The sequence below is a fragment of the Mesorhizobium helmanticense genome (assembly GCF_003034915.1).
GTDB classification, from domain to species: domain Bacteria; phylum Pseudomonadota; class Alphaproteobacteria; order Rhizobiales; family Rhizobiaceae; genus Mesorhizobium; species Mesorhizobium helmanticense.
On record NZ_PZJX01000028.1, the window covers coordinates 93,583 to 105,581 of the forward strand.

The 11,999-nt window shown below is 63.2% G+C and carries 9 protein-coding genes; all 9 read right to left on the reverse strand.

Annotated elements, in window-relative coordinates; genetic code table 11:
• Positions 1-55: 55 nt before the first annotated feature.
• Positions 56-1,420 (reverse strand): hypothetical protein, encoded by a 1,365-nt coding sequence (locus C9427_RS15135; protein ID WP_107649937.1) that lies wholly within the window; start codon positions 1,418-1,420, stop codon positions 56-58.
• Between the two features lie 73 nt (positions 1,421-1,493).
• Positions 1,494-2,534 (reverse strand): ABC transporter permease, encoded by a 1,041-nt coding sequence (locus C9427_RS15140; RefSeq protein WP_208636369.1) that lies wholly within the window; start codon positions 2,532-2,534, stop codon positions 1,494-1,496.
• Complete coding sequence (locus C9427_RS15145; protein WP_208636370.1) at positions 2,531-4,057, reverse strand: sugar ABC transporter ATP-binding protein; 1,527 nt, start codon at positions 4,055-4,057, stop codon at positions 2,531-2,533. Before C9427_RS15145 ends, C9427_RS15140 begins: the two co-directional genes overlap by 4 nt.
• A gap of 73 nt (positions 4,058-4,130) precedes the next feature.
• Positions 4,131-5,084, reverse strand: a complete 954-nt coding sequence (locus tag C9427_RS15150; RefSeq protein ID WP_107649939.1) for an ABC transporter substrate-binding protein — start codon at positions 5,082-5,084, stop codon at positions 4,131-4,133.
• Positions 5,085-5,243: 159 nt separating this feature from the next.
• The gene (locus C9427_RS15155) at positions 5,244-6,317 is read right to left on the reverse strand and encodes a LacI family DNA-binding transcriptional regulator (RefSeq protein WP_208636371.1); all 1,074 of its coding nucleotides are present in this window, start codon (positions 6,315-6,317) and stop codon (positions 5,244-5,246) included.
• A gap of 257 nt (positions 6,318-6,574) precedes the next feature.
• Positions 6,575-8,194 (reverse strand): ABC transporter ATP-binding protein, encoded by a 1,620-nt coding sequence (locus C9427_RS15160; protein ID WP_107649941.1) that lies wholly within the window; start codon positions 8,192-8,194, stop codon positions 6,575-6,577.
• Position 8,195: 1 nt separating this feature from the next.
• A complete protein-coding gene (locus C9427_RS15165) occupies positions 8,196-9,317 on the reverse strand; it encodes an ABC transporter permease (protein WP_107649942.1) in 1,122 nt (373 codons plus the stop codon).
• Positions 9,310-10,233, reverse strand: a complete 924-nt coding sequence (locus C9427_RS15170) for an ABC transporter permease subunit (protein WP_107649943.1) — start codon at positions 10,231-10,233, stop codon at positions 9,310-9,312. The genes C9427_RS15165 and C9427_RS15170 overlap by 8 nt, the downstream gene beginning before the upstream one ends.
• Before the next feature lie 171 nt (positions 10,234-10,404).
• Entirely contained in the window at positions 10,405-11,997 is a 1,593-nt protein-coding gene (locus C9427_RS15175) for a peptide ABC transporter substrate-binding protein (protein ID WP_107649944.1), read from the reverse strand.
• Between the last annotated feature and the right edge of the window lie 2 nt (positions 11,998-11,999).

Here is an 11,999-nt window from a genome sequence, read left to right on the forward strand (position 1 = left end):
GGCTTCAGCGAGCGACGGTCGAGCGAGGCCCAACCAGCCATAGACCGCTCATGAATCACGTTACCGCTGCCACGGTAATGACGGGCGGCGTTTCGAGTTGGTCCGCGACCTGCGGCCAGCGTTCTGCGAAAAATCCATAGGCTGTCTTTATGTCGACGCCGACCGGCAGTTCCGGGCATTCGTTCTCGCCATTCGTTCCCCAGTTGACCCAGCCCGACTGGCGACGCTGGACGATCTGGAAGGCGCCGGAGGGCTGTGAGGTCCACCAGATCATGGCCCGGCCCGACTCCTCGTGATATTCGACAGTCTTGTTGGCGGGGCCAGCGAAGATCGTTTCGTGCGGGACAGCCGAGACATCGACGGGCCGTCCGTAGATGAACCATGCACGCTCGGGCAGATCGGCTTTCACATGTGAGACGGCGCGGACCTTCGCCAGTCGCTTACGCAGTTCGTCCTCACCCAGCACCTTTTCCCAGGCGCAGAACAGCCGCCAATATAGATCCCAGTGCGCGGATTCGATGTCGGCCAGTTGCGCCCGGAATTCTTCCAGCTTGGGGCCGCCAGCGGTCGAGGTGGCGACCGTGTCGGCGACCATGGCCACGAGCTCTCCGGCATAGGGGTCGCCGACCCGGTAGCGCGTGCCGCCATAGGCCGCAAAACGATCGAAGACCAGCCTGCCCTGCCCGCCCTCGAACTCGTCGCCGACGGTGATCTTGTTGGTTACCGAGCGGCCGTTGATGACGGTCTGGAAGTCGTCGACAAGATAGCGGCGCTGGAAGAAAGGGGTGTTGTGGGTGAAACGCCAATCTATGGCGAAGCTCTTGCCTTTCAGTTCGAAAAGCAGTCCGTCGGGAATGGTGCCGTGCATGCGGTAGTGATGCAGGACGGGGCCGCGCTCCACCACCTCAATGCGCACGATCGAGTGCTCGGGCGGATTGATCAGCCCGTTCTCGGGCGTGAAGAACGGCCCGTAAAAGCCGCCGATTGCGTTGTTACCGGACGGCAGCAGCTCAAAGCCGTCGGCCGTCGAACGGAAGTGACGGATGCCCCATTTCGACGAACCAAGCCCCTGCGCCGTGCCCGAGCAGAGTTCGAGGTCGAAGGCGCCGGTGACCAACCGCACGAAGCAATCCGGTTCTCGGCCGGGCAACTCGCCGATCCGCTGCCCGTCGGCGAGCGAGCCTTCGTCGCACGGGCAATCCAGCGTCAGGCGCGCCGTGCCCGTGAAGCTGATGGTCGCGATGAAGGTAGTCCGACCATTGCCGGAGCCGGCCGCGAGACGCTGGCAGAGCACGCGCTTGCCGTCTTCCCTCACCGCCCACCATAGTGGCTCTACGAGATCGCCCTCCACAGCAAAAGTGATCGGCTCGTATGTCCGCGCGCCCTCAAGCGGATCAACAATGGTGACGGTCTGGCGCATCGGGAAATCTCCGGAACGATGAAGGGCAGCGTTGGTCGTCCGTCGCCGGCGCAAGTCTGGGGCGACGCCGAATTCACGTCTTCGGTGAATCGGCTCCTCGCGCCTTGGCGGCGGCTCGGAACAGGAACGGCCTTTGCTTGAGACTGTCGATGGCGACCGCAAGGATGATGACGGCGCCCTTGATGAGGAGCTGGGTGAAAAACGGAACATTCAGCAGGATCAGGCCGGTGCCGAGCACGCCAAGGATGACCGAGCCGATCAGCGTGCCGACGATGCGGCCACGTCCGCCAGCCAGGCTGGTGCCGCCGAGGACCACCGCGGCGATGGCGTCGAGTTCGTAGCCGGTTCCCGCCGTCGGCTGGGCCGAGATGACGCGCGCGGCGAAGATGACGCCGGCCAGTCCGGCGCAAATGCCGGCGATAACGTAGACGGATGTGGTGACGCGGTTGACGCGCACGCCTGCCAGCCGTGCCGCCTGGGCATTGCCGCCGACAGCATAGACATGCCGGCCATACCGTGTCCGTTCCAGGATGAACCAGGCGACGAGATAGACGACCAGCATCACAAGCACAGGGATGGGCACCCCGCTGAGATAGCCGTTGCCGACATCGCGGAAGTTGAGATCGCTGGAGACGATGGGCTGGCCTTCGGTGATGGTATAGGCAAGGCCACGCAGGAAGGTCATCGTCCCCAGCGTGACAATGAAGGGCGCGAGCGCCAGATAGGCGGTCAAGGCGCCGTTGACCAGGCCGCAGGCGGCGCCCACGGCCATTCCCGCCAGTATCGCCGCGGGCGCAGGCCAGCCGCCGATGGCCGCCACCACGGCAACCACGCCGCTGACCGCGACGATCGAACCGACCGACAGGTCAATGCCACCCGTGAGGATGACGAAGGTGAGCCCGGCCGCGAGGATCGCGTTGACGGAGATCGAGCGCGCGATGTTGAGCAGATTGTCGACACGGTTGAAGTTCGGCGCGATCACGGACATCAGGATAACCAGTGCGACGAGCACCATGAGGATGCCGACACGGTCCCACCATTTGGCGAAGTCGAAGGGCTCCCTTGCAGGCTGTTCCGTCAAGCGTACCGACGGAAGGTCTTCGTCCTTGCTCAATGTCTTGCTCCATTCTCTTGCGCGCCGTCGGCGGGCGCCGTGCCCGTGGCGTGGAACATCACCTCTTCCTCGGTCGCGTCCGCCGAATCCATTTCATGGACGATGCGTCCGGCCCGCATCACGAGAAGCCGGTCGCTGATGCCGATCGCCTCGGGCAGGTCGGAAGAAATCACCAGCACCGCCTTGCCAGCCCTGGCGAGTTCGTCGATCAGTTCGTAGATCTCGCGCTTGGCGCCGATATCGACACCCCGGGTCGGCTCGTCGAGGATCAGGACCCTGGAATCGCGCAACAGCCAGCGCGCGAGAGCGGCCTTCTGCTGGTTACCGCCCGACAACGCCCTGACCGGAAGCCCAAGTGCGTTCAGCCTCAGATGCAGGCGCTGCATCTGTCGGGTGACGGCGGTGCGTACCTGACCGCTGCGCACCACGCCCGCCGTCACGAAACGGTCGAGCGAGCTGAGGGCGATGTTGTCCTCGACCGAATGATCCAGGAAAAGTGCCTGGTCCTTGCGGTCTTCCGGCACCATACCCATTCCCTGGGCGATGGCCGCGGAGGGATCTGCCGGTCGACTTTCGCGGCTATCGACGAGAACCCGCCCGGTGCTGCGCCGGTCGGCGCCGAACAACAGGCGGCCAACCTCCGTGCGGCCCGATCCGATCAGCCCCGCCATGCACACGACCTCGCCTGCGCGGACCGTGAAATCCACCGGTCCGGCGCCATCACCGGCAAGCCCCGATACATCGAGCACCACCTCGCCCGGCTGGCGCGGTGCGTGGCGGTAAAGATCGGCAATCGGACGGCCTACCATCATGCGCACGACGTCCGACGGGCTGATGTCGCCCATTGCACCGGTGCCGACATAGGTTCCGTCGCGGAACACGGTGACGCGGTCGGCGAGCTGCCACACCTCTTCCATGCGATGGGAAATGTAGATGAGCCCGACGCCGGCCGATCGCATCTGGCCAATGATCCTGTAGAGCTGCTGCGCCTCGGCGCGCGATAGCGCCGCGGTTGGCTCGTCAAGCACCAGCACGCGCGCATCCTCGCTCACAGCGCGCGCGATCTCGACCATCTGCTGCATGCCGACGCTCAGCGAGCCGAGCGGCCGGTTCGGATCTATGCCGGCGTTGATACGGGCGAGCTTTGCCCGCGCCTCGGCCACCATGCGGCGCCGGTCGAGCACACCAAGCCGCGTGCGCGGCTCATGCCCGAGCGCCAGGTTTTCGGCGACCGTCATCGCCGGCACGGTGTTGAGCTCCTGATGGATGATCGCGATGCCATGCGTGCGCGCATCTCGCGGCGAGCGGACATCGATCTCGCGGCCGTCGATCAGGATAGTGCCGGCGTCACGCTGCACATTGCCGGCCAGGATCTTCATCAATGTGGACTTGCCCGCCCCGTTTTCGCCCATCAGCGCGTGGACCTCGCCGGAGCGCAGGTCAAAATGGACGCCGTTCAGCGCCAGCGTGGCGCCGAAGCGCTTGGTCACGCCTTCCAGTCTCAGAAGAGGTTGGTCTGCCATGTCCGCCATCGCCGTCGGTCGATGCGGGAACGGGCGATCACCCGTTCCCGCAACGACGCGATACTTTTGACCCTTACCAGCCCGGATATTCGCCGACGTTGCCGCGCGTAACCAGGACGCTGGGGATCAGGACCGTCGTCTCCTTGGGAGGATTGCCAGCTACGATGTCCTGGGCGATCTTGACCGCCTGCTGCACCATTTCGCCCGGGTTCTGGGTGGCGGTGCCGATGAAGGGAGACCCCTCGCGCTTCAGTTCGGCGACCGCTTCCGGGCTGCCGTCGACGCCCGTCACCTTGATGGTGGCGGACTTGCCGGCCTGCTCGACCGCAAGAACGGCTCCCAGGGCAGAGGGATCGTTCATCCCGAAGATACCAGTCACGTCGGGATGCGCGGTCAGCATGTCGGTGGTGACCGCCAGGCCCGAGGCACGGTCGTTCTTCGAGGCCTGCTGGCCGACGATCTTGATATCAGGATATTTGGCCGCAACTGTCTTGCAGCCATTGATGCGGTCGATGATCGTCTGGATCGGTGTGCCGTCGACGAGCAGGACCTCGCCCTTGCCGCCCATCTGCTGGAAGAGATAGTCGCACGACTTCTCCCCGGCCTGCACGGCATTGGTCATGACGACGGCATCGGCACCCTTGGCAGGTGTGTCGACGGCGATGACGATGATCCCCGCCTGCTTGGCGCGCGCGATCGCCGGCTCAATGCCCGCCTCATCGACGGCGGAAATAACGATGAGGTTGACGCCCTGCTGGATGAAGGCGTCGATCTGCGTGTTCTGGTTACCCAGGTCGAGCTGGGCATCCTGCGTGTTCACGCTGGCGCCGATCTCGGCGGCTGCCTTCTTGCCGCCCTTGTCCATGGCCGAGAAAAACGGATTGGACATGTCCTGCACCATCAGGCCGATCTTTTCGATCTTCTTGGGAATGGCCGACTGGGCATTCGCGCCCGGCACGAGGGCCAGTGCAAGCAAGGTAATCGCCGATGCGGCTATCGGCAAACGTGTGAGATGTGCGAGTTTCATTTGCTTTGTCTCCTCCAACTAACATGACCAGCTCGGACGTTGTTACGGCGCTGGCTGGAAAGCGCCTTGAGAGCCGCGGCTGTAAGGCGCGGGTTGGTGGCCGGACGATCGTCATCCGGTCAATTCGAATGGCACGGACACCCGTTGAGAGAGCACCGCTCATGGCGTCACCTTCGGGATGCCCGGCTGATGGGCATGGCCGCAGCCGCAGGACTTGCGAATGACGAGTTCGGCAGCAACCTGCTGCTGATATTCTGGGCGGTAGAGCGGCGACTTCGACTGCCCCTGCTTTTCGGCTTCCGCCTGGGCCTCGATGATGCCGGCCAGCGTCTGGGCGGCTCGGCGTCCGATCTCTTCGCTTCGCTCGTTGAGAACCGTCAACGGCGGATCGAGCAGCGGTGCCCAGGCGAACTCGTCGTATCCCACCACGGCGATATCGGCGGGGATTGTGATGCTGCGCTCGCGCAGCAGTTTGAGCGCGCCGAGCAGCAAAGGGTTGTTGCCCGCGATCAGGACATGCGGCAGGCGACCGGCGCGATCAAGATAGGCGGCAAGCGTTGAATGGGCGGAGACTGCATCGTTCTCGCTCTCAAGCACGACCAGTTCCGCTCCATGGCGGCGCGCCGCCTCGACGAGACCGCGCTCACGGTCGAAGCGGGTCGACCATTTGGCCGGATAGACAAGCAGGAGCCAGTCCTTGTAACCGTGGTCGGCGAGATGCTGCCCGACGACCAGACTGGCGTTGTAGTTGTCGGTGGTGACGCTCGGAAAATTCTTGGCGTTTTCGGGCGGAGAGGAGTCGACGAAGACCACCGGGATGTCCCAGGAGGCGAGCAGCTCGGCGTTTTCCGGGCGAAGCGTCAGCGTCGAGATCACGCCGGCCATACGCGATTCGATCAACCGCTGGACCATCCGGTCCTCCAGCCGCTCGTCATAGGCGCCGTCCACCGCCACGTCGCCGACCACAACGGTCCAGTTGGACGGACGCAGCGCCTGCTGAATGCCCGACATCAAGTCGAGATAGTAGGAGTTCGACGTGCTGGCGGTGATCACCGCGACGGAGTCGCGATTGGCGCGGCGTAGCTCCTGCGCGGCGCGGTTGGGTATGTACCCCAATTCGCGCGCGGTCTTGAGCACCCGCTGGCGACTCTCCTCCGACACGCCCACGGCCCCGCTCAGTGCCTGAGACACGGTAAACATCGAAAGACCGACAGCGCGGCTGACATCGCGCATGGTGGATCTGCCCAAAGGGCTCTCCCAAGGCTTCATAATCGTTTAGGTAAGTAACATAAACGATTATGATGGCCCAAGCAAGGCATTCTGCCACTTCGAACCATAAAACAGCGACTTAGCTGCGTTTGTTCTCGAAACGATTCAAAGCAGAGCGCTCATCGACAGGCCAATGCCGTCGCTCAAAAGGGCACCCCTCGGGTCAAGCCGGGCCTGACCCGAGGGGTGCGCAGCGGTTTGGGTAATCGAACGGGACGCGCTTATGCGCTCAGGCGAAAGCGCGTGACGTCGATGGCCGCGGCCATCAGCGTCTGCGTGTAGGCGGCCTGCGGATCGCTGAAGATCGCCTCGGTCGGCCCCTCCTCGACGATCTTGCCCTGCTTCATGACGATGATGTAGTCGGCCATGGCGCGCACGACGGCGAGATCGTGGCTGATGAAGAGATAGGACAATTCGTGGTCGGCCTGCAGCTTGCGCAGCAGCTCGACGATCTGCTTCTGCACCGAGCGGTCGAGCGCCGACGTCGGCTCGTCCAGCACCACCACCTTTGGCTTGAGGATCATGGCGCGCGCAATGGCGATGCGCTGGCGCTGGCCGCCGGAGAATTCGTGCGGATAGCGATTGCGCGCATTCGGATCGAGCCCGACCTCGCGCAAGGCCTCGACCGCGCGCTGATCGCGCTGCTTGCCCGACAGTGCCGGCTCGTGCACCAGAAGCCCTTCGGTGATGACCTGGCCGACGGTCATGCGCGGCGACAATGAGCCGAACGGATCCTGGAAGACGAGCTGCAATTCGCGCCGCAGCGGCCGCATCGCCTGGCGGTCGGCACTGGAAATGTCGCGGTCGCCGAGGCGGATCACGCCGTCGCTCGGCAGGAGCCGCAGCAAGGCCCGGCCGAGCGTCGATTTTCCCGAACCGGATTCGCCGACGATGCCGATGGTCTGGTTCCGCTTCAGCCGGATCGAAATGCGGTCGACCGCGTGCAGCAGTAGCGGCTCTCCGGCAAGGAAGCCACCGCCGATCTTGAAGGTCACTTCGACATTCCTGCCTTCGAGCAGGACAGGCGCGTTCGGCGGCGGTGGCGCCTTGGTGCCGGTCGGCTCGGCGGCCAGCAGCATCTTGGTATAGGCGTGCTGAGGATTGGCGAAGATCGCTTCGGCCTCGCCCTCCTCGACGACCTCGCCGTAACGCATGACATAGACCCGGTCGGCAAAACGGCGGACGATGCCGAGATCATGGGTGATGAAGACGATCGCCATGCCGAGCTTGCGCTGGAGTTCGGCCAGAAGCATTAGAATCTGCGCCTGGATCGTCACATCGAGCGCCGTCGTCGGCTCGTCAGCGATCAGGATATCCGGGTCGTTGGCCAAGGCCATGGCGATCATGACGCGCTGGCGCTGGCCGCCCGACATTTCGTGCGGGTAGGATTTCATCCGCCGCTCGGGATCGGGAATATGGACCAGCCGCAGCAGCTTGAGCGCCTCTTCGCGCGCCTCGGCCGCATTCAGCCCGCGGTGCCGGCGGATCGGCTCGATCAGCTGATTGCCGATCGAATAGAGCGGATCGAGCGAAGTCATCGGCTCCTGGAAGATCATGCTGATCTTGCGGCCGCGGACCTTGTTCAATTCGGATTTGCTCAGGGTCAAAAGGTTGCGGCCGCGATAGTCGACAGAGCCTGAAGCCTCGCCGTTCGAGGCCAGCAGGCTCATCGCCGCCATCATCGTCTGGCTCTTGCCGGATCCGGATTCGCCGACCACGGCAACGGTTTCGCCTGATTTGACGTGGATGTTGATGCCCTTGACGGCCTCGACCGCGCCGTCGAGCGTGCGAAAGCGGACGCGAAGGTCCTTGACGCTGAGGATCGTTTCGGAAGCAGCCATCTCAGCGGTCCTTGGGGTCGAGCGCGTCGCGCAGGCCGTCGCCGACGAAGTTCAGCGCGAACAGAGTCGAGACGAGGAAGAAGGCCGGGAACAGAAGCAACCAGTTGGCGCTGCCGATGTTCTTGGCGCCGACCGAGATCAGCACGCCCCAACTGGTCATCGGCTCCTGGATGCCGAGCCCGAGGAAGGACAGGAAGCTTTCCAGGATGATGACCTGCGGCACCAGCAGCGTCATGTAGATCACCACCGGCCCGAGCAGGTTGGGTATGACGTGGCGGATCAGGATGCCGCGCTGGCCGACGCCCAGGGCTTCGGCCGCCTGCACATATTCCTGGCGCCGGATCGAGAGCGCCTGGCCACGCACGATGCGCGCCATGTCGAGCCACAGCACCGCGCCGACGGCCAAGAACATCAGCACGAAGTTCCTGCCGAAGAACACCACCAGCATGATGACGAAGAAGATGAAGGGCAGCGAATAGAGCACGTCGACGATGCGCATCATCACCTCGTCGACCCTGCCGCCGGCAAAGCCCGCCGCAGCGCCATACACGACACCGATGACAACCGCCACGACGCCGGCAAGCAGGCCGATGGCCAGCGAGATGCGCCCGGCCATCAGCGTACGCGAGAGCAGATCGCGGCCGGTGTTGTCGGTACCGAACAGGAAATACTGCTGTTTGATCGAGGCGCTCATCGTCACTTCGAGACCGCTGGACGACTTGCTCTCGATCTTGGTGTCGTCGAAGGCATCGGAACGGTCAAGATAGCGGATGTTGCGGTCGTCGATCGGCTTGGTCGACACAACGGTGACGATGACGCGGCTGCCGTCCTGCTTCCACTCCTTGATGTCGACGCGCATGCGCTTGATCGCGTCCGTGAGCGCCGTCTCGATCATATCGGCCTTTGGATAGGCACTGAAGCTCGGCGGCGTGCGCACATAGTCAGCGTAGATGGTGGTGTACTGATGCGGCACGAACCAGGGGCCGAAGACGCTGATGGCCGCGATGAATGCAAGATAGTAGAGGCTGAACATGGAGGCGCGATTGGCCTTGAGGCGCGCCCATGCGTCGCCCCAGAGCGAGCGGCCGACGACGGCCGGAGCGATCGCTGCGATATCAGTCATAGCGCACCCTCGGATCGACGACCGCATACATAACGTCGACGATCAGGTTGAAGACGATGGTGAAGAGAGCGATCACCACCACCGTTCCCATGACCAGCGTGTAGTCGCGGTTGAGCGCGGCATCGACGAAATAGCGGCCGACGCCTGGAATGGAAAAGATCGTCTCGACGATGACCGAGCCGGTCAGCAGTGCCGCGGCTGCGGGGCCGGTGAAAGAGACGATAGGCAGTATGGCGCCGCGCAATGCGTGCTTGACCACCACCGACCAGTCGGAGAGGCCGAGCGCGCGGGCCGTGCGGATATGATGGGACCGCAGCGATTCGATCATGGAGCCGCGCATCAGGCGGGCGACGATAGCGATCTGCGGCAAGGCAAGCGTCAGCACCGGGCCGACCTTGTTGATGAAGGCGCCGTCGCCCCAGCCACCGATCGGCAGCAGCTTCCAGGTCAGCCCGAACAGGAGCTGGATCACGGGCGCGATCACGAAAGTTGGAATGGTGCTGCCGGCGGTCGCCAGCGCAATCACCGTATAGTCGCCAAGCTTGTTCTGGTTGAGCGCGGCAACGGTGCCGAGCATGCTGCCAATCAGCAAGGCGAGCAGCAGCGCCGAGGCGCCGAGTTGAACCGAGATGGGCAGGCCCTTGGCAAACAGTTCAGTGACGGTGAAATCCGGCATGTTGTAGCTCGGACCGAAATTGCCGCGCAGAAGGTTGCCGAGATAATGGACATATTGCAGCCAGAGCGGATCGCTGAGGCCGAACTGGGCTTCCAGATTAGCTTTGATTTCGGGGCTCAAGCCCCGCTCCTGATTAAACGGGCCGCCCGGTGCGACTCGTATCAGGAAGAACGCCATGGTCACGATGACGAATAGCGTCGGAATGGCGGTCAGAAGCCGCCGGAATACATAACGCAGCATCGGCGCCCCGCTTCGGCCAGAGCGACATGCGTCCATACGAACGCATTGCCATGCTCCGGCGCCAAATCTTCGCACCGGGCTTGCCGAAAATCGAGCACGACTTTCGGACCGATGCGATGACCGACCGGCCGCCGCGCCCAGATAAGGCGCGGCGGTCCAGTCAAGGATGATTCAGTCCTTGGAGACGAAGCGGGACGGATGGATGTCCATCACATTGTCATCGAAGCCATGCAGCTTCGAGGAAACGATATCGTGGAAGCTGTAGTAGAGAAGCGGAATGTTGCCGACGTCATCGACAAGGATGCGCTCGGCCTCAGTGAGGTCTTTCATGCGCTCTTCTGGCTTGCCGCCGGCAGCCGCGGCCTTGTCCATGGCCGCTTCATATGCCGGGCTGACATAGTTCGAATAGTTATTGCCGCTGGCCTTGCGTGTGATGCCGAGGAAGGTCTCGGGATCCTTGTAGTCGGCGATCCAGGCGGCACGCGCCACGTCGTAGTTGCCCTTCTGCTCAAGGAAGGAATAGTGGGTCTTGGTGTCGGTATTGAGCAGCGTGACCTCGACGCCAAGTGGCTTCAACTGCTCCTGGATGGCGACCGCGGTGTTCTTGTGGTTCTCCGAGGTGTTGTAGCGGATCTCCATCTTCAGCGGATGCTCGGGCGTATAGCCGAGTTTCTCGAGGATTTTCTTGGCTTCGTCCTCGCGGTCGATCTGCGGCATGTCGGCGTATTTGGCCATTGCCGGCGTGTAGCCCTCGATGCCCGGAGGCACCATCGAATAGCCAGGCAGCATCGAGTTCTGCCAGACTTTCTCCGCCAGGAAGTCGCGGTCGATCGCCATCGAGATCGCGTTGCGCAGCTCGGGATTATCCCACGGCGCCTTGTCGGTCTTGATCGCATAGTAGTAGGTGCCGAGATACGGTCCGACGCGGACCTGATCGCCGAACTTGGCCTTGAGGTCAGCGAGCTGTTCGGTCGGCAGGTCGCCGTAGCTGTCGAGTTCGCCGGCCTCGAAGCGCTTCATCGCCGATGAGCGGTCTTCGGTCGGGATATAGTTCACGACGTCCATCTTGACGCTCGCGGCGTCCCAGAATTTCGGATTCTTGACCAGCTTCATGTGGTCGTTGGGAATCCACTCGGCCAGCGTATAGGCACCGTTCGAAACGAGATTGCCCGCCTTGATCCAGTCGGCGCCGAGCTTTTCGATCGAGGCCTTGTTGACCGGATAGGTTGCCTGGTGGGTCAGCATCTCCAGGAAGTATGGCGTCGGCGCCTTCAGCGTCACTTCCAGCGTGTTGGCGTCGATTGCCTTCACGCCCATATCCTCGGGCTTGCCTTTCTTGGTGTTGACTTCCTCGGCGTTCTTCACGGGATAGAGCATGGAAGCGTATTCGGCGGCGGTCGCCGGATCCTCCAGCCGATGGAAGGAGTAGACGAAATCGTCCGCCGTCACAGGGCTGCCATCCGACCACAAACCGTCCTTGCGCAGCTTGAAGGTGTAGACGGTGCCGTCGTCGGATACGGTCCAGCTTTCGGCGGCGCCCGGAATGAGGTTCGTCTTCTGATCGTGCATGACCAGTCCCTGGAACAGGTCGCGTATGATATCGGCTTCGTAGACGGTCGAGGTCTTGTGCGGATCGACAGTCTCCGCCTCGGCGGCGCTGCCTCGGTTATAGACGGTCTCGGCGAAAGCCGGCGTGTAGAACGTGCCGGCCGTCAAAGCCATCGTCGTAGCGAACACTGTCGCCTTCAGCATATTTTTCAGCATGG